This window comes from Rhodopirellula baltica SH 1 (assembly GCF_000196115.1).
GTDB lineage: Bacteria > Planctomycetota > Planctomycetia > Pirellulales > Pirellulaceae > Rhodopirellula > Rhodopirellula baltica.
In genome coordinates, this window is the sequence record NC_005027.1 from 4,318,750 (window position 1) to 4,337,386 (window position 18,637).

13 protein-coding genes are annotated in these 18,637 nt (G+C 54.6%); 8 read left to right on the forward strand and 5 right to left on the reverse strand.

The genetic code is table 11. The features are described from left to right. Positions 1 to 198 precede the first annotated feature (198 nt). The 6 genes from RB_RS16500 (at position 199) to RB_RS16525 (ending at position 8,512) form a co-directional block, all read left to right on the forward strand. Positions 199 to 792, forward strand: a complete 594-nt coding sequence (locus RB_RS16500; protein WP_164922118.1) for a hypothetical protein — start codon at positions 199 to 201, stop codon at positions 790 to 792. Positions 793 to 1,088: 296 nt separating this feature from the next. After that, positions 1,089 to 3,284 carry a pilus assembly protein PilM gene (gene pilM, locus RB_RS16505; protein WP_011121699.1) on the forward strand — a complete coding sequence of 732 codons (2,196 nt, stop codon included), beginning with the start codon at positions 1,089 to 1,091 and terminating at the stop codon, positions 3,282 to 3,284. A gap of 142 nt (positions 3,285 to 3,426) precedes the next feature. After that, positions 3,427 to 4,527 (forward strand): glycoside hydrolase family 43 protein, encoded by a 1,101-nt coding sequence (locus RB_RS16510; RefSeq protein WP_011121700.1) that lies wholly within the window; start codon positions 3,427 to 3,429, stop codon positions 4,525 to 4,527. 177 nt (positions 4,528 to 4,704) lie between these two features. After that, the gene (gene ruvX / locus RB_RS16515; protein ID WP_007331673.1) at positions 4,705 to 5,226 is read left to right on the forward strand and encodes a Holliday junction resolvase RuvX; all 522 of its coding nucleotides are present in this window, start codon (positions 4,705 to 4,707) and stop codon (positions 5,224 to 5,226) included. A gap of 124 nt (positions 5,227 to 5,350) precedes the next feature. Next, entirely contained in the window at positions 5,351 to 6,988 is a 1,638-nt protein-coding gene (locus RB_RS16520; RefSeq protein WP_231845707.1) for a C25 family cysteine peptidase, read from the forward strand. Positions 6,989 to 7,000: 12 nt separating this feature from the next. Then, positions 7,001 to 8,512 (forward strand): sulfatase family protein, encoded by a 1,512-nt coding sequence (locus tag RB_RS16525; protein WP_011121702.1) that lies wholly within the window; start codon positions 7,001 to 7,003, stop codon positions 8,510 to 8,512. 123 nt (positions 8,513 to 8,635) lie between these two features. Here the strand turns inward: RB_RS16525 and hisA are convergent, their stop codons facing one another. Next, positions 8,636 to 9,364, reverse strand: a complete 729-nt coding sequence (gene hisA / locus RB_RS16530; RefSeq protein WP_007327023.1) for a 1-(5-phosphoribosyl)-5-[(5-phosphoribosylamino)methylideneamino]imidazole-4-carboxamide isomerase — start codon at positions 9,362 to 9,364, stop codon at positions 8,636 to 8,638. A gap of 134 nt (positions 9,365 to 9,498) precedes the next feature. On the opposite strand from hisA, the gene RB_RS16535 reads away from it, so the two are divergent. After that, positions 9,499 to 11,067 carry a cryptochrome/photolyase family protein gene (locus RB_RS16535; RefSeq protein WP_164922119.1) on the forward strand — a complete coding sequence of 523 codons (1,569 nt, stop codon included), beginning with the start codon at positions 9,499 to 9,501 and terminating at the stop codon, positions 11,065 to 11,067. Between the two features lie 213 nt (positions 11,068 to 11,280). Further along, positions 11,281 to 12,768 carry a PQQ-binding-like beta-propeller repeat protein gene (locus RB_RS16540; RefSeq protein ID WP_011121707.1) on the forward strand — a complete coding sequence of 496 codons (1,488 nt, stop codon included), beginning with the start codon at positions 11,281 to 11,283 and terminating at the stop codon, positions 12,766 to 12,768. Here RB_RS16540 and RB_RS16545 read toward each other — a convergent pair whose 3' ends face one another. The 4 genes from RB_RS16545 to RB_RS16560 all read right to left on the reverse strand — a co-directional run bounded on the left by RB_RS16545 (position 12,769) and on the right by RB_RS16560 (position 18,373). Beyond that, positions 12,769 to 13,524 carry a PEP-CTERM sorting domain-containing protein gene (locus RB_RS16545; RefSeq protein ID WP_231845709.1) on the reverse strand — a complete coding sequence of 252 codons (756 nt, stop codon included), beginning with the start codon at positions 13,522 to 13,524 and terminating at the stop codon, positions 12,769 to 12,771. It abuts the gene before it with no gap. Then, a complete protein-coding gene (locus tag RB_RS16550; protein ID WP_164922120.1) occupies positions 13,505 to 15,709 on the reverse strand; it encodes a DUF1559 domain-containing protein in 2,205 nt (734 codons plus the stop codon). Before RB_RS16550 ends, RB_RS16545 begins: the two co-directional genes overlap by 20 nt. Next, positions 15,702 to 16,889 (reverse strand): DUF1573 domain-containing protein, encoded by a 1,188-nt coding sequence (locus RB_RS16555; protein ID WP_164922121.1) that lies wholly within the window; start codon positions 16,887 to 16,889, stop codon positions 15,702 to 15,704. Before RB_RS16555 ends, RB_RS16550 begins: the two co-directional genes overlap by 8 nt. Before the next feature lie 212 nt (positions 16,890 to 17,101). Beyond that, positions 17,102 to 18,373, reverse strand: a complete 1,272-nt coding sequence (locus tag RB_RS16560; RefSeq protein WP_007327030.1) for a DUF1559 domain-containing protein — start codon at positions 18,371 to 18,373, stop codon at positions 17,102 to 17,104. Positions 18,374 to 18,637: the final 264 nt, after the last annotated feature.

Genomic DNA, 18,637 nt, shown 5'->3' on the forward strand with positions numbered 1-18,637 from the left:
ATCGATGGACACAGGTGTCGTCGGAAATATTGGCCGCTTGGCGTTAGCCACGGTTTCCGCGCCTAACCGGCTCACATCGTTATGCCCGATCATTTCTGACCCTATTTAGCGGGCGACATCAATTTCCCACCACCAAATTTCGATTTGGTATCCAATGGGGTCCTCCATCGCTCTTCTTGTCCCGTTTGGTTTTTCCTAATGCGTCTCATCGCTCTACCGCTGATCGTGCTTGGTCTCGCTGCTCCCTGTCTATCTGCCGAACAGAATCGCTTGACGATTCAGTGGTTCGAACTTGACTCGACGGAGCAGCCCGAACTGACGAAGAAGCTGGCACGTTCGAGTCAGGTCAAGAACTCCGACACGGTTCTCACCGAACTTCGCGAATGCGAATCCGCACGCTTGATGGTGCAGCATGAATTGAGTGTCACTTCTGGTAGTCGGGTGAATCAATCGACCAAAATGGACGACACCACATTCAAATTGAACTTGGAGGTCCAACCTGCAGATCAGGGAAGCTACACGTTCCATGTCACCTCCTCGCTAGAAACTCTCGCACCGGGAAAGGACATCGCCCGACGAACCGCGATAAGAAAGGTCGACTCGGCATTCAAACTGTCTCCAGGCACGAGCTTCGTACTGACAGGCCTGGAGCGAAGCGGACGTGAAAGAGCAATCACACAAGTGCTGGTCGTTCGCTTGCAAGGTTTTGCCGAAGAACAAACTGTAGAAACGGTTCAAAATGGGCTGGAACCACACTCGAGTCCTGAAGCAGCACTTTCGACAAACGATTGACATGGCTCGTGGGATCACGGGCACTAATGGAAACCTCTTTTATTGGCACTGCTGTTTTGCTCTTTCGTGATGGCTTGATCTCGTTCTCTTCAGCGATCCCGTTTCTTCTCGTCAGCTCCAAGACTGATTTGTCGCTCAATCGCGACGACTGCGATTACCCCCAAGCCCCAAAGTGAAGAAACAATAAACGTTTAGCGTGAGATTCATGAACCGGCGTACCAAAGCCTTCCCGCGAAGCAGAGCATCACTAAGCTCAGGCGATTGACTTCTCCAGTGCCTGACTTGGATCCTGAACGATGTCCGTCACTTCTTCTGCTTCCACATCATTGGCGTGTGGCGCGTGCAAACACAACAACGCTCCCGGCGCTCAATTCTGTGGCGGATGCGGGCATTTCCTGCATGAGAAATGTGTTCAGTGTGGCGACTCGGTAAGCCTGACTCAGAAGTTCTGCGTTGGCTGCGGACAAGACCTGAACGCGTGGCTGGAAAAACGAATCGCGGAACAAGAGACCAAACTCTCCGATGCGGTGGCCGCCGTGAAATGCCACGAGTACGAACGCGCGCTAGGTCTGCTCAACCTTTTAGCGAAAAGCGGTGACTACCGATTCCAATCCGTTCGCGAACAAGCTGCTGCTGCGAAAGACAAGGTCGAGAGCCTGCAGAAGAAGGTCCACGCACAAGCCAGCCAACGCATCACCGCAGCAAAAGAAGCTCACGCGCAAAACGATCTTTCAACTGCAGTCAAATTGCTGGCTCAAGTTCCTGAAAATTTGCTCGACGACGAATCCCGCTCCATTCGTCAAAGCAGTCAGGTGCACCTGGATCAACTCAAAACACTGCATGGCGAACTGCAGCAAGCATTGGCCGAAAAGAGCTATTCACAAGTCGCTGGACTTCTGCAGCAACTGTTGGAACTGCAACCCGACAACCAAAAGTATCAACAACTTTCGCAACAAGTTGGAGACAAGCTGCTGCGTCGTGCTGAGAAACTGTGTGCTCGGCAGGAATACCAGACGGCCCGTAACGCACTGAATTCGCTTCCGACAATTTGCCACAACGCTCAATTCGCCGACCTTTCACGTCGCAGCGAATTGGCTTGTTGGTTGTCGAAACAATTCGATGTGGAACCGTACGCAACCAATGCTCTTGGCCGGCTGGCCATGCGTTATGCGAAGGAATTTCCTTCTGACGGGAAGGCGTCTGATTGTGTTAAACAACTTTCCAAAGCGGTGAAATCGAAGCGCACCACTGCAAGAGATGGCTTGGCACCTTGGCGAACCAAAGCTGAAAGCTGGATTGGTGGACGAGTTGGCATTCTCGCCAATCCGCAATCGTTGAACTTCGACGAATTGGCTGAAAGCCCGCCATCATTCGCGTCTTTTGCGGAAGCCATTGGCCTGGCATTGCACGCACTCGGACTCAGCCGCATCAGTGGCAATCTGCTGCCGAAAAAAGGCGTGATGTCAAAACTCGGCTTAAGTAAAAGCAAAGCGGTTTGGGGCATCGACGTTGGTGCATCCGGCATCAACGCGATCAAGATGCGAGTCGAAAAAGGCTCTGACCAGCCGATCGTGGAAGCCGCCCATCGTGTAGAGCTGAAGAATCCAACTTGCCGCGGTGGATCCAAATCGGCAAGCGAATTAATCCCCGAAGCCATCACGCGACTGATGGAAGAAATCGATGTATCCGACTCAAAGGTCTACGCGAATTTGCCTGCTTGCGAGGGCATCGCTCGGTTCTGCGAACTGCCCCCAGTCAAAGACAAAGACGCGGAACGATTGATTGAAACAGAGGTCAAAACCCGAATTCCGATTTCAACCGAAGATCTGGCTTTGATCACCTGGGTTGCACCTTTGCAAAAGGGGAGCACCGTCGGTCGTCCCGTCGTGATGGCCGCCGCAACAAAGCTCACCGTTAGCCGACGTGTCGACCTACTTGGCATCGGTGGATTGAAACTGGATGGCTTGGTTCCATCTCCCATCGCGCTGGCCAACTTCGCGGCTCACGAGTTCTCTGAGCTACTCGCACCGCCGGCCGACAAATCGGCAAAGAAGAAATCGAAGACCGTCGAAGAAACATCGGACGAGTCGAGCGAAGACGAATCATTCAGCCTGACCTCCTCGAGCAAACAACCGACGCTCGCACTGATCGACGCGGGTGCATCCAAAACGACGATGCTTTTGATCTCTCCGATATCCATCTGGTTTTGGTCTCACGAGAGTGGCGGCGAAGACATCACCGCCGTGGTCGCTCGACGAACCAAAACCACCGCGGAGGATGCAGAGCAATCCAAGCGAAACCTGGCATCAATCAAGGAGCCTCATGAAGTCGACGACGACATTCTCGAGAAACAGGAAATCACTCGTGCCCGACTTCGAAAACTCTACGAAGAAGCCGACAAAACATTCCGCCATTTCGATATCCAAGCAACTTGGTGCGTCGGCTCCGCTCATCAACAACACGGTTTTCTACGTCGTGTGATGATGAAATAGCAGAATCAACCTCTCTCCGATTCCGCCAAAATCTCCTCTCTGTTGTCTCCGGCCGGGCCAATGGACTAGGATGACAACCAATCTTTGCATCACACACACTGTGATGGAGACAGGTTGATTTCATTTACAAGCGGAAAGATCGATGAGCGTTGATGGCGGACGGCGTGTGCAACTGATGGCGACACTGTTCTTGACGTGTCTTTTCGGCCTCCCGCCTGCGCCCAAAGCGGATGCTCAGGAATCCTCGCCCGCCGAGAAAGAACCATTCTTTCACAATCCAATCGCGAAGGGAGCCGACCCTTGGGTCATTCGAGACCCGCATCACCCTCGTTATCTGTGGTGCAAATCGGACAACGATCACGGCATTTTGATCTTCGAAAGCGACGACCTCACCAAACTCGGCAAGCGACACCTTGTCTGGAAAGCACCTGACGAAGGACCTTATTCAAAAGAGGTCTGGGCACCCGAACTGCACGCGATCGGAGATCGGTACTACGTCTACTTTGCCGCCTCGGATGGCGACAATGCGAACCATCTCACTTACGTCTTAAAATCCAAGACGTCCGACCCACTTGGCGAGTACACCCTGCATGGACCGATGGCCACCGGCGATGGCGAAGACGGCCAATCGCCCAATGTTTGGGCGATCGACATGACCATCCTTCAACACAACGACAATCTTTTCGCGATTTGGTCTGGGTGGGACCAACCGGGCAGCGACAACCAATTCCTGTACATCGCCCCGATGAGTTCCCCAACGAAAATTTCGGGCCCGCGTGTTCTTGTCTGCGACAACGATGACCATCTTTGGGAACGCATCGAACCGGACGCATCCCAACGTGGGTTGAATGAGGGCCCCGAGATCTTCCAAGCGAAGGGAAAGACATCGCTGCTCTATTCCTGCGGCGCTTCGTGGCTGCCAACCTACAAACTTGGTCGGCTCGAACTCGTCAAGGACGATCCGTTGGCGGATGGTGCATGGCAAAAGATGCCGGAACCAGCCTTCCAGAGCACCGAATCAGTCTACGGTGTTGGGCACTCTTGCTTTGTCCAATCACTCGACGGCAAACAGTGGTGGCATATCTTTCACGCAAAGGTCGGCCCCGAACCTGGATGGAACCGAGCCCTCCATTTGCAACCCATGAACGTCGCCGACGATGGAACGCCTCTTCTGGGTTCGCCGCTGGACCGCACGACTCCGATTCAACGTCCGAGCGGCCAAGCACTCGGTGAAGAGAGGTAGGGCGGACCGGTTCACGTGGTTCGAAACGATTCCTTGTCTTGTTCACTGAAGTGGGACATGACTTGGAGTGCTCTTTTTCGGCCCTGCAAGATAGAATCAACCGGATCACTCGTCGGACAAATCAACAACCGGCGAGTGATTCTTTTTTGATTCGACTCCATTTCGACCACCATCTGAATGCCCACGACCACCACCACAGCCGAAGACGGATTTCCAGCAACCGGTCGTTTGGCGTCGGTCGACTACGGAACCGTTCGCATCGGCGTTGCGATTTGCGATCCAGATTGGATCCTGGCCAGTCCCCTTGAGGTTCATCCGGTCAGCACGCCGGAGAAGGACGCACAGTATTTCATCGACCTGGCAAAATCGGAGCGAATTGCCGCCTGGGTCGTCGGTTTGCCAATCCACTGCGATGGCGGCGAGAGCGATAAAAGTAAAGAAAGCCGGAAATTTGCCGCTTGGTTGAAAGAAACCACCGGACTGCCGACGCGGCTTTTTGACGAGCGTTTCACAACTGTCGCGGCCAACGCCAAAATTCGGCAGGGAAAAACAACACGCAAAAAGACCAAACAACGCGTTGATGCCGTCGCCGCACAAGTCTTGTTGGAATCGTTTTTGGAAGCCTGCCGATACCGCGGTGAATTGGCGGGCCATTGCCTGGAAGATTCAACTTCCGATGAGTCGCTCGATGATGCATGATGGAACAGAACACGTGGCGTGATGATGCCCCGTGTGACGCTTGCCTGTTATGAATAAGCAGCCGATTTGAATGAGCCAACCATTCGTTTGGCAAAATCAGAAACCTCTGATGAGATGGATCGCAATGACCAGTCGCTCGATTTTATTCCACTCGTGCACGTTTGCTCTGCTGGGACTTTGCTCCGCTTTCATCCATCCATCCGCAACAGATGCCGCGGACGTGGTCGTCGTTGCCTCACCGGAGTTCGACGAAACCCTTGAACCTTGGATCCAAATGCGATCCGAAGAGGGGCTACGAGTGGCCATCGCTCGTCCTGCCGACAATGCTTCGGACACTCACCAGCAAATCTGGAATGTGGGCGGCGCAGACACTCGTTACATCGTCTTGGTCGGCGACACGCCGGATTACGACACGCCTCGAAACCAACCGCATCAAATTCCTACTTGGATGATCCCGGCCCCGGTCACCTCGCGGTTCGGATCCACATCAACGCTGCCCACCGATCTTCCATACGGCGACCGAGATGGCGATCGGGTCAGCGACGCTGCCATTGGTCGTCTACCTGTGCGATCAGCCGAACAACTTGCGAGCGTGATCGGGCGAATCGAGGCCTATGAAAACTCCGACGACTTCGGACTCTGGCGACGATCGTTTCAGTTGACCGGTGGAGTGGGTGGCTTTGGTGCGATGGTTGACACCGCCATCGAATCGGTCACCCGAGGCGTGATCACCACGGTGCTGCCGGCCGATGCAAAACCACAGATTGCCTACGCCAGCCCGAACCATCCGTTTTGTCCTCCCGGTGAATCCTTCACCGATGCGGTCCTGAATCGCTATCGCACGGGCGCTCGCTTTTGGGTGTATGCGGGTCACGGCCAAATCGATCGCCTCGAATTGCTGCAAACCACTGCGGCGGATGGAAAACCGGCAGCCCGCGAACATTGGTCGGTCGAGTCCTTGCTAAACAATCAAAACGCAACGCAGTTGGAACGTGCTCCCGAAGGGGCGACGATCGCTGTGCTGTTGGCTTGCTTCGCGGGTGCCTACGACGCCCCCGGAGACTGCTTGGCCGAGCGGATGGTGCTCGCCGAAGGTGGCCCGATCGCCGTGATCGCTTCGTCTCGCTTGTCAATGCCTTATGGCAACGCGTGCATGGGCTTGGGCTTGCTGCAATCGGTGTACTCGAGTGGCCCTCAAAACACCGGCTGCGACCGTATCGGTGACGCGATGTTGCATGCCGCCCGCAGTTTGCAATCCAAACAACAAGGTAAACAATCGACCATGCGAGTCATGGTCGACACGCTCGCCTCGATGATCTCTCCAGCCGGAACGGATCTCAAGCAAGAACGACTCGAACACGCTGCGCTCTATCAACTACTTGGCGACCCAACCTTGCGTTTGCATCCACCTCAACCACTGGACCTTTCGATCGAGCCATCGAATCAAACCGATCAACAAACCGATGGTGTGGTCGCACGTTCACTCAGCGTTGCCGTCACCAGCCCGATTGCGGGAACGCTGATTGTCGCCGTTGAACGACCGCTAACCGCGATCACAAAGACGCCAACTGATTCAACCAGTGAACACGACGCGCATGGCACCACCATCACCGAACATCAAATCGAGGTTTCCGCTGGCAAACGCATCCTCCAAACACTCACGCTTCCGCTGGGAGAATCAGGTCCGTTGATCATTCGGGGTTTCGTTCATGGTAAAACAGGGTGGGCCAGCGCGGCCCAAAGAACCTTCCTCCCTGATTGACCCACCTTCCCCATGCGACTTCCCCACCTCCTGGCTTTGTGCCTGCCCGCCTTTTTCACAGCTCTCCCAGCCTCCGCCACCGCCCCTGAAGACATCGCGGGATCACGCCCCAACATTGTCGTGATTTACATGGACGATATGGCTTATGCCGACATTGGCCCTTTCGGAGCCAAAGGCTACTCCACGCCGAACCTGGATCGAATGGCCAACGAAGGCCGCAAGTTCACTGACTTCAGCGTTTCGTCCGCCGTCTGCTCCGCGTCGAGATCCGCTCTCCTGACCGGTTGCTACCACCGACGTGTCGGATTGTCAGGAGCCCTCGGCCCCCAAGCCAAGATCGGACTCGCCCCGGCGGAAACCACGTTTGCAGAAGTTTGCAAATCAGCCGGCTATCGAACCGCATGTCACGGAAAATGGCATCTGGGCCACCACCCCAAATTCCTGCCAACCAACCAAGGTTTCGACCAGTTCTACGGCATTCCCTACAGCAACGACATGTGGCCGTTGCACCCGGACACCATCCGCCGTCAACAAAAAGATCCAAACGACCCCGGCAATTGGCCGCCGCTGCCGATCATCGAATCCATCGCGGGCCAGCCACCTCGAATCGTCAACGACAACGTTCAACCGGCGGATCAAGAACAAATGACGGTGGAACTCACTCGCCGCAGCGTCGAGTTCATCAAGAATCAATCCAGCGACAAACCCTTCTTGCTGTACCTGCCTCATCCGATGGTTCACGTCCCGCTGTATGTGTCCGAGCGTTTTCGCGGCAAGAGCGGGGCAGGGCTGTTTGGCGATGTGATGATGGAAGTCGATTGGTCGGTCGGCGAGATCCTTTCCGCAATTGAATCCATCGATCAGCAGAAGAACACACTCGTGATCTTCACCAGCGACAACGGACCTTGGCTTTCCTACGGCAACCACGCCGGCAGTGCCGCGCCACTTCGCGAAGGCAAAGGCACCCAGTGGGAAGGCGGCGTTCGCGAACCAACCCTCATGTGGTGGCCTGAAACCATTCCGGCTGGCACCACCTGCGAGACATTCTGTTCCACCATCGATGTGCTGCCGACGATCGTGGAGTTGACCGGCGGCGAGGCTCCCGAACGAAAGATCGATGGCCACTCCATCGTTGATTTGATGCTAGACGTTCCCGGTGCGAAATCGCCTCACGAATCCTTCGTCGGTTACTACGGCGGCGGGCAACTCCAAACGATTCGCAACGAGCGTTTCAAATTGGTTTTCCCGCATGCCTATCGAACGTTGGGAGATCGCGAACCAGGAAAAGACGGCATGCCCGACGGTTACGCCATGACCAAGTCGGGTTTGGAACTGTACGACTTGGACGCCGACGTTTCGGAAACCACCAACGTGATCGAAGCCCACCCGGAAGTCGTCAAGCAACTGCAGGCGGCCGCGGAAGTCTATCGTCAACAACTCGGCGACAAACTTCAAAAGGTCAAGGGTTCAGAAATCCGTGGCCCCGGAAAGCTCAACGAAAACGAGCCTCAACTGAGTTGGTGATGTTTGTGCTGAAATTGATGCATTGCTCGGTGGGGGACCACCGAGCTACAGGTTGAACATCACGTAGGCCGTACCGAAGCAACGCGAAGTTACGGCAAGCACGTCCAGCAGGGCAGGGCGATCTCAAACATCGCCAGCCAATCGCACGACCTCACCCAGTTCCATCACACCGTCATAGAGTGACCGACCGACAATCGCTGCCGGCATCTTCATCTCGACCAGTTGCTTGATGTCGTCATAAGTCGTGACGCCACCGCTGGCGACCAAGGGGATGTCGCTCGCAGCAGCCATCTCTGCCAACCCTTCAAAGTTGGGACCTTGCATCATGCCATCTTTCGCGATGTCGGTGTAAACGATCGCAGCGATGTTTTCTGTTCGCGATCGCAGCTTCGTCGCAAACTCAAACGCCGAAACATCGCTCGTTTCGAGCCATCCCTGCGTTGCGACTTTGCCATCGCGAGCGTCGATGCCCGCGACCAACTTGCCGGGATACTTGTCGCACATTTCGACAAACCAATCCGGATCTTTCAGTGCCCGCGAACCAACGACCAATCGCGTGACGCCGACATTCAGCAAAGATTCGATCGTGATTTCGTCGCGCACTCCGCCGCCCATTTGGCAGGGCAACCCAGTCGCCTCGATGATCCGCTGGACGGCGTCTCGGTTGGCATCGGGACTGTCGCCTCGCGCGGCGTCCAAATCGACCAAATGCAATCGTTTGGCGCCGGATTCCTGCCAACGTTTGGCGAATTCGACCGGGTCATCGCCGAAAGTGGTTTGCTGGTCGTAGTCTCCTTGGCGAAGGCGAACCGGTTTTCCGTGACGCAAATCGATGGCGGGCCAAATTTCCATGCGTGGTTCGCTTCCAGGTGTCTGCGAGGACAAAAATTGCGGGTTTGGGGCAGGGCAGAGCAGGGCAGGGTTGCGTCAGCGCTACCGTGAATACGCGTGAGGATAATTCGAGACCGCCGTTTACTGGACCCGTCATGACAAAAATTCGCCATCTCGTCCTCGTGTTGGGTGATCAACTCAACCACGATTCCGAGGCCTTCACCGATTTCGATCCCCAATCCGATCGAGTTTGGATGGCGGAAAACGACGAAGAAGCCACCCATGTTTGGTGCCATCAAACTCGCCTGGTTGGCTTTTTCAGCCCCATGCGGCACTTTCGCGAGGAATTGATCCAGCGTGGATTCGATGTGATCTACCACGAACTGACCGGTGATCGGCGAAAGGCTCGCGAAAGTTCTTTTGCCAGCGTTCTGCGGAAAACGCTCTCGGCTCACTCGGTCGAAAAAATCTTGGTCGTTGCTCCAGGTGACTACCGAGTCCGTGAACAACTCAAGGCCACCGCCGAACAGGAAGACGTGCCGCTCGAGTTTCTCACCGACAATCACTTCTACTGTTCGCCCGACCAATTTGACGATTGGGCATCGGGTCGCAAATCGATGGTGATGGAACAGTTTTATCGAACGATGCGAAAGGAGCACAGCATCCTGCTCGACGAAGAAGGTGCCCCCGAAGGCGGGCAGTGGAATTTCGACCAAGACAATCGCAAGACGTTCGGCAAAGGCGGACCCAAAGAAGTACCGCCGACTCCATCGTTCAAACCTGACTCGATCACTCAGGAGGTGATCGCGATGGTGCGAGATCGATTCGAAGACCATCCCGGCAAAGTCGACCAGTTCGATCTGCCTGTTTGCCGCGACGATGCGTTGAACTCGCTGGACGATTTCATTGAGCATCGATTGCCGCTCTTTGGCACCTACCAAGATGCGATGTGGGAGGGCGAAACCTTCCTCTATCATTCGCGACTCTCACACTCGATCAACTTGCACCTGCTGTCGCCGAAAGAGGTCGTCGATGCGGCGGTGAAAGCTTATAAAGATGGCAATGCACCGCTGAACTGCGTCGAGGGTTTTGTTCGACAAATCCTTGGATGGCGAGAATACGTCCGCGGCGTCTATTGGAACCGAATGCCGGACTACGAAGAACGCAACGCACTCCACTGCGACTCGGAACAAGATGTTCCGCCATTCTTTTGGGACGGCAACACCGACATGGCCTGCGTTTCCGATGCGATGCGTTTACTGGTCGACACGGCCTACGCGCATCACATCCAACGATTGATGGTGCTTGGATTGTTCGCCCAACTCTTTGGCACTCACCCGTTGCGTTTTCATCATTGGCACATGGCGATGTACGCCGATGCGATCGACTGGGTGAGCCTGCCCAACGCACTTGGGATGAGCCAATACGGTGACGGTGGCCTGATGGCAACCAAACCCTACTGCGCCACCGGCAAATACATCAATCGGATGAGCAACCACTGCAAGAACTGCCGCTACGATCCAGCAAAATCAACCGGTGAGGATGCTTGCCCGTTCACGACTCTGTACTGGGACTTCCTCGACCGTCACAAACAACAGTTTCAAAACAACAATCGCATGACCCTGCAACTGAAGAACATCGAACGAAAAGACTCCTCTGAATGGACGGCCATCCGTTCGCGTGCAAGGAAGATCCGCAGTGGAACGATCAAATTGCAGCAGTAGGGTCAAAGCGTCACCGGAATGCGAAGTGAACCATGTAAGCCCGCATTAGCTTCATTCATTCTTCACCGCACACTCACACCGGATTGACGCGATAAAACGAGGCAGCCTCTATCCTGGGGCGAAAACTCCACCTTCTCTCCGAAACAACTTTGTGGGGTGAACTGAAAGACGCAGCGAGACGGCGACTCAAGCGTCCTGAGCAGACAGAAATGATTGGATTTCATCCTGTGCACCGCTTGGGTGATCGCCCGATTGTGCGAAAGAACCGAGGCCAACGCCAAACGCCGCACATCCCCAATGACGCCTGCGTGGCTTCTTACGATCAACATGAAACGCATCTTTCTTCAAAGCTCAATCCTGCTCGCCCTTGGACTGGCAGGATGCACGCCCGCTGCCTCGGAGCGAACCTTCGACGTTCCCTTGGAAGAACCCACTCGAGCGGACCGCCCCAGCGAAATGATTGTTGCCGACTACCAACAATCAAAAAGGCGTGACGATCTCCAAACACAGATGGACTGGCCGGTTCTATTTGGCCCACATCGAACCGGTGCGACGCAAGCGTCCATCCCTGCGGTTTGGCCCGAACAGGGTCCCGCCCTTCGATGGGACGTGGAAGTTGGCACCGGATATGGATCTCCTGTGACCGCCGAAAACCGCGTCGTCTTTTCCCATCGCGTCGATGACCTTGAGTGGATTCAGTGTCATGATGCCCAGGATGGAGCGGTCCGGTGGAAACACTCGCTGGAGACTGACGCCGAATGCGACTTTGAATACAGCGATGGCCCCTACAGCACACCGTTGATCGACCAGGAGCGTCGTGCCGTCTATCACTTCAGCGGTTCTGGGACGCTGGTCTCTTTGGACTTCGACACAGGCGAAGAAGTCTGGCGCCGCGATCTTCACGGCGAATTTCAGGTGGAACCGGAATTGTTCCCATCCGGAGCGACACCGCTGCTGCACGGGGAACACTTGATCCTTTCCTTGGGCGGAGCGAACAACGACGCGGGAATCATTGCCATCCATGTCCGAGACGGTAAAACCATTTGGTCATGCACAGATCACAAAGCCGCCTACACCACGCCCGTGGTGGCTCAACTTTTCGGGCAAGAATTCGCCTTCGTCATGACAGCTGAAGGCTTGGTTTGCCTCGATCCCGCCAACGGAGAAGTCGACTGGGAGATCCCCCATCGAAGCCGTGCCCCCATGAGCTACAACTCGGTCTCGCCGTTGGTTTGGAACGACCATGTTCTGATGGTCACCGGCCCGGGACCGGGCGCAGTGTGTCTCCAAATCCTGCCGGATCGTTCCTACGAAGAACGCTGGAAAAACCGACGACTCCTCGATAGCCAATACACCAACCTTCTGCTCTCCGATGGCCATGTCTTTGGGTTCACGTCCGCGGGGCAGGGCGGTGCCGAACTGCGCTGCATCGAATTCGTCACGGGTGAATTGAAATGGAAGTACCACAGCGTTCTGCGTCGCAGTCAGGGACTGATCGCAGGCGATGCAATGTTCTTTCTCGGAGAACGCGGCCACTTAGCCTCGCTGCAACGCAGCATCGAAGAACCGCGAGTGCTCTCGTTCACCCAACAACCTCTCATGAAGGCAGACTGCTACTGCTCGCCAGCCATCCTAAAGAACGGCATCGTGCTTAAAGACGAAGACCGAATAGCGGTCTTTGACTTACCACCTTCTCCATAATCAAACCACTTGGAGACGTTTACCAATCCATCGTCGACCGCGAGTCACAAATCCCATCGTCGCCAGAGCGATCATTGCGAGAAACGTCCCAGGCTCCGGCACAGCGGTGACCGTGCTGAATGTGATGTTGTCGAACTGATGAGCTCTCGCAGTTCCACCCTGACTCCATGTCAGACTGGTCAAACCGTGAAATTCATCACCGAACGTAACGACCAATGGAGTGAGTTCGTCTGCTTCGAACTCACCAGACAACAATGTCACCGAACTCATCGTTCCGTTGACAATTTTTGTACCGGTGAAATTCACTCGGACGGTCTGCTCAATCGTTGTTGATAGCTCGCTGTAACCAAGTAATGTGATGGACTCCATATCAAATGTCTGTCCTGGGGCAGGAGCATTAAGAGCCAGCGTGAATTGAATTGGCCCAGTCCCCGCCGCCTGGGACCCAAGTGAAGTGGATTGGTCTGACTGGCCATCCCACCACTCATCACTGCTTTGTTGGGGATACAAAAACTTGCCCGTGGAAATCCCGACATACATTCCTTCAATAACATACTGTGACGCCCCAGGCTTATCGTCAGACGACCCTACCACAGTAAAACCATCAGAATTATTGAACTGCATTGTCCTCGTGACGACAGCGCCATGAACTGTTTCAGAAACCAAAACGTTCGCAAGACAAACGAAGCAACAAACAAATAAAACAAACGGTCGCCAAACTTGGCTCTTAGACTTCTCAACCGTCTTCATAGTCATCACCTGGTGCATTCACTTGAGTACGCTTTCGAGCCACAACCTGCTCGAGATCAGCGTTTTCCGCTAAACCTAGTTGTCGATTGATCGTTCGGATCGTTGCGAGCGGACTGCCGGGATCCTGCGACTGCCATTCCTTCACACGGGCCTGCACATGCAAGCGATCCAAGGATTCCGGCATCACTTCCAAGGACTGCTCGTACCAGTAGCCCGCTCGGTCACGGGTCCCTTGACGATAGATTCCCGCTGGCAATCCTTCCGACAGTTCCCACCACATGTCGCCTATTGCCAAGAAGTCCTCAGCATCGTTGGCACCTTCCAGATCTCGCTTGGCAACCCGGGAAAGTTTTTCACTTGTTCCGTTGATGACCAACGGCAACCCCATTGCCCAATCGCCTTTCAGAAAGCAATAAAACCGGCCGAGAGCTGATGCCAATTCCGCATCGTCCGGATTCTTTCGGTACTCGGCGACCTTCTCAGCGGCTTGCTCATATTGCTTGTTCGCAGAAGACAACTGTGTCTGAAGGAGCCGGACAAGCTTTTCAGCGGACGCGTCACGTTTGCCACCCCGGACATTGGCTCGCCGAAACCCTCGACGCTCTTCCTCCACTCGTGGCAAAGCGGAAGCAATCCGGCCAACTCCTTCAAAATCGTTTCGTTCTAAACCTTCTTGAATTGCGACTAGCGCTCGGCGGACAAATGCCATTTGACTCGCAGTGTCCTCGTCCACATCATTTCGACGCGAAAACTCCAATAGCCCATCTCGATTGACCTGATAAAGATCGACTTCAAAGGTGGACGCGTGTTGATCCAAGACCGCTTGAAAAAGCATGAAGTCGCCGCTGTCGATCGCCAGATCAATCGCAGCGTTCTGCAAGGCGTAGGCACCTGCGGCGTCATCTGACATCACCAATGATTTCTTTAGAAAATCGTTGCTCAGCTCCGCCTGTGTCTGATTCTGTTTCGCTCGAACTAACTGCTCCCCGAACAACTGCTCGATTCGTTGATTGGAGGTGGCTAAGTCAGGAGATGGTGGGACCGGCAATCGATTTTCACCCCAACTCTCTGCCTCAACCTCCGTATTCTCGACGATCTTGGATGCTTCAACTCGGCCAGAAACCTTCGCTTCCACCTTCGTCTCGCTGCGGGATGGTTTATGTGCAGCAAGCAATGCATCGGGCTCTTTGTGGATGGCCCCCGCCCGCTGCCCATCACCTGACTCATACGTGAACGCGTTGGTCCATTGTTTCGTTGACACCGAATTGGCAACATACGAAGGCCAGCCATTTGCCCAAGCAACCAACGTACCTCCCGATCGCAATTCACCGAGCGATCCTTTCAAAGCACCTAGATCCGCCGGTTCGAAGTCGACCGGACGAGTCCATTCGACTGCTAGATCATCATTGACCTCCACGAGCATCAGCGTGTTCTCAATCCCATCCTCAATATTGCGATCGCGCGGATAACGGTTGTCCCCAAACATGTAGTTGCGATGAGCCGGCAACATCCAATTCGTTTTGCTGTCAAATCGCTCTGGAGAAACCAACTCATCAGGAATGAACTCAATCAGCTCTTTGTTTGGGGAACGATTCCACGGCATGTTGAGATCGAACTTCTCAAATAGATCTTGATGCCCGAGATAAGGCAAAATCAAAACCCTCCAAGACAATGTCTTGATCCCAGCCTTCGCTTGCGCCGACGGCGGGTAATGTCCTTTGTCTTCCTTGTATGCCATCAGGGCTTCGGTCAATCGATTGAGATTCTCGACTGCCTTTGCATGACGCTCTGGCTCACCCAAAGGATTTGCCGGTTTCCGATCAGAGACTGGCTTCCAGTCTCCGATTGTTTCTTCCGGACTGTTTGCATCACGGTCTTTGGCTGCCTTCTGCACCGCCGATGTTGTAGCGGCGTTCGCCGTCTCCTTTACCCCTGCTTTGGCGTCGACCACCTCTGATGCGATTGCCGTGCTGACTGGCTGAGTTTGTGCCTTCGCGGACTCCTCTTTTTCGTCCGAACTTTTCGGACGAGCACGCTGCGCAGCGCGCATCATCAACTCTTCTTTGCTGGGACCACAGCCCCCGCAGCACAACAATTGGCATCCCAAAACGAGCGACACCATCGTCCCGACGACGCTGCGATGACCAACTGGTCGCAAGACGATTCCACTTCCTGAAGTGTTATCACTCATCGTTTGCAACCACCGCACCGATTAAAGGAAACCAATTCGAAAAGTCTTCGTTTTCGGGATCACCGATTTGGACGTAACCTCGTTTCTGATCCAAATTGAAGATGGTGGATGGGATCCCCTTGGGAATGCGAATGGTCAGTCGATAGTCGCCAAAACGACTGGTAGGTTCAATGGATACATCGAGTGATTTTGGACTGACATCCAGAACGCTGAGAGCACGCTCTTCGTCGAAGTGCTTTCGAACAATCAGATGAAACTCGTGCTCTTGGTCGTTTCCAAGTGTGCCCAGATCAAGGCCATCTCGCGAATGGAGCATGGGTGAGTGAAAACTAATGGGAGCGTGCACGCGTCCAGTTAGCTCGACACTTTTTTCGATCACATCTGACTCACCATTGACCAGCAAGTGCAGCTTCACTTCGCCTTGAAAACGGCCTGGCTTCTGAGCTCGACATCGGAGTTTGACTTGGTTGATGACGGTCGGCTGCTGTTCTGACAAAGACGGCTGTGAGTCGGAAGGAACGACATTTGATTCCCAATCGAATCCGACCAAATCGGACTCGGCACCGACGACTGCAATATCGTCGTGCTGTTGGCTGTAGATCAAAAGAGTCGACTCAACGACCTCACCCGCATCGCCGGAGTGAAAAACACCCTTGGCAGGCACAAAGAGTTCGGTCCTGACCACGCCGGAAACCGTGAGATCGATCACCTCTCGCGTTGGGTCGTTGGTAATGACCCGCGCGGCTTGTTCGTATTGTTCGGATTTCTGACCTGTGTTCCACGTCAGTGTGACACTCGTTTTTTCGCCCGGTGCGAGTGTTCCTTTCTGTGCACTTCCAACAGTGCATTTGCAGGTTGTCTCTGCAACGTCAATCGTCAGTGGTCCCGCCCCATGATTCCAAATCTCGAATGCGTGCGAAGCGGTTGTGTGCGGGTCGACCAGCCCGAAGTCGTACCGGGTAGATGGCAAAACCGCTTGCGGCAATCCCATCGACTGGGCCTCTTTTCGCAGGGCCTCTTCGCGTTTGATCAACGAAACCTTCTTCTCGTATTCAGCGCGTTCGGTCTTCGAGACTCCATACGGAGCGTAAGTCACGATGGTCGCCAATCCCGTTGAAAGGCCGCCAAGGACAGACGCCAGCAGGATTCCAACAAGCAAAAACTTTCCTGTGATGCTCATCACACTCTATTCTTCAAAGAAAAGGAGAACCAACGAAAATGGAAGCCAAAAGCTCGCCATCTTTGTCCGCAAACATTCCTGAACTCGCGCTCATTGGGTGGCATGCTTTGCGTAAAACGGCCACGGCATCCATTGAAAGATGCCGTGGCTTGAATGGACGGAACTCGCAATGATTCCACCTTACGAAACGGATTGTTCAAACCCGAAATGGATCACTCAAAGTTGCCTTTGAAGTAGCCATCGTTGATGAAGATACCGGCGAAGAATTTGTCGCGAGGCATTTCCAACTTGTCGTCGGCGTAGCCAACACCAGAGATCTCAGCTTCGGTCAAACCGGTGACGGGGAAACCAGGATTCAAGAATCCGTCGGCGTTGCTGTCGGCGAAGACTTCAACGTGACCATCGCCCATCAGGATATTGCAGCTACCTGCGTGAACGGCGTACCAGTCACGAGTGTCTTGCATGTAGATCCCGTTGCCGCCTGGGCCGGTTGGAGCAGCACATCCAGCTGTGGTGGGTTCGCCACGCTCACAACCGATTTGCGCGAGCAGAGTTTCGTTGCTACCAATCAAGTCCAAGTTTCCTGCAGTCGCATTCCAGTAGGCAGGTCCGTCGTTGAACGCTTCGGTCAACAACGATCCGCTGGCGATGTACTCGACAGCTTCGGTTTGATTCAGGGCAGTTCCCCAGACGCCGGTTCCATCGAAACCGAGAGTCGCACCGAGAATCGCTTCGTCGACATCGCCAGGAGCTGCACAGCCGATGAAGCCAACGTTGCTGCTGCTGATACGGCTTCGCTCCAAGTCGGCGACGCTCATTGGACCAGTCGATCCGCCCAAACCCTTGAATCCACCGCCGGACCAAGTGGTCAATTCGCCGGTGCTCGGATCAGCTTCGGTTTTGACCATTCCACGGACCAAGTGCCAAGAAGCGGCGTAGTTCGTGTTGTAACCGTTGGTCAAAAAGTAGCGAGCGATCAACTCGGCACGAACAGCGGTTTCTGGAGCCGTTCCGCCAAAGGTGGTGGAGCTTCCATCGCCCGAAACGCCTTGCCAATCTGCTTTGCCACACTGGCCAGCACTCAGGCGTGCCAACGGTGCAGCGTCCTTGGCGTCGGTGGTGTCCTTCCCGTACAAGTCATTGAGTTTTTCCGAGCCCTTCAATGGGTTCGAAGGGTCCAACGACTCGTTCATGTTGCCGTCGCCAACGTTGACGAGGTCAGCAACCCAACCGTATTCGTCCATGCAACCATCGCGTCGGAAGTCCGACGCTCCACTGCAGAACGTTCCCGAAGGAGCACGATTGCTGTATTTGAACAGGCCGATGCCGATGTTCTTGAGGTTGGCTTGGCACTGAGCTGCACGGGCAGCTTCGCGAGCCTTGGTGATGGCTGGCAACAACAAAGCTGCCAACAGAGCGATGATCGCGATCACGACCAACAACTCGATCAGGGTGAAACCTGATTTTCGAAATTGCGACTTCATAGTCTTTCCTGAGATTTTAGTTGCCGAAAGCCGAACGGCTTCGACCTTGTGTTAAAATGAGATGTGGTGAGTTTGGTGGCGTTGGACTCACAAGAGCTGAGACTTGTTCCAGCAAGCTTCAGCTTGTCGAGCGTCACCGACTCCTTCTTCTTCGGAACGAAACCTGGTGGAGAGACTCTCTCCCAAGCTTCAATTCCATTGCGTGATTGCAATCACGCCAATCGTCTTCTTTCAGTTGCCGTGACGTGTGCCACAGGCTAAGGC

Coding starts and splice junctions, on each gene's coding strand:
- RB_RS16500 (WP_164922118.1), top strand. CDS start 199: ATGCGTCTCATCGCTCTACCGCTGATCGTGCTTGGTCTCGCTGCTCCC.
- pilM (WP_011121699.1), top strand. CDS start 1,089: ATGTCCGTCACTTCTTCTGCTTCCACATCATTGGCGTGTGGCGCGTGC.
- RB_RS16510 (WP_011121700.1), top strand. CDS start 3,427: ATGAGCGTTGATGGCGGACGGCGTGTGCAACTGATGGCGACACTGTTC.
- ruvX (WP_007331673.1), top strand. CDS start 4,705: ATGCCCACGACCACCACCACAGCCGAAGACGGATTTCCAGCAACCGGT.
- RB_RS16520 (WP_231845707.1), top strand. CDS start 5,351: ATGACCAGTCGCTCGATTTTATTCCACTCGTGCACGTTTGCTCTGCTG.
- RB_RS16525 (WP_011121702.1), top strand. CDS start 7,001: ATGCGACTTCCCCACCTCCTGGCTTTGTGCCTGCCCGCCTTTTTCACA.
- hisA (WP_007327023.1), bottom strand. CDS start 9,364: ATGGAAATTTGGCCCGCCATCGATTTGCGTCACGGAAAACCGGTTCGC.
- RB_RS16535 (WP_164922119.1), top strand. CDS start 9,499: ATGACAAAAATTCGCCATCTCGTCCTCGTGTTGGGTGATCAACTCAAC.
- RB_RS16545 (WP_231845709.1), bottom strand. CDS start 13,524: ATGACTATGAAGACGGTTGAGAAGTCTAAGAGCCAAGTTTGGCGACCG.
- RB_RS16550 (WP_164922120.1), bottom strand. CDS start 15,709: ATGAGTGATAACACTTCAGGAAGTGGAATCGTCTTGCGACCAGTTGGT.
- RB_RS16555 (WP_164922121.1), bottom strand. CDS start 16,889: ATGAGCATCACAGGAAAGTTTTTGCTTGTTGGAATCCTGCTGGCGTCT.
- RB_RS16560 (WP_007327030.1), bottom strand. CDS start 18,373: ATGAAGTCGCAATTTCGAAAATCAGGTTTCACCCTGATCGAGTTGTTG.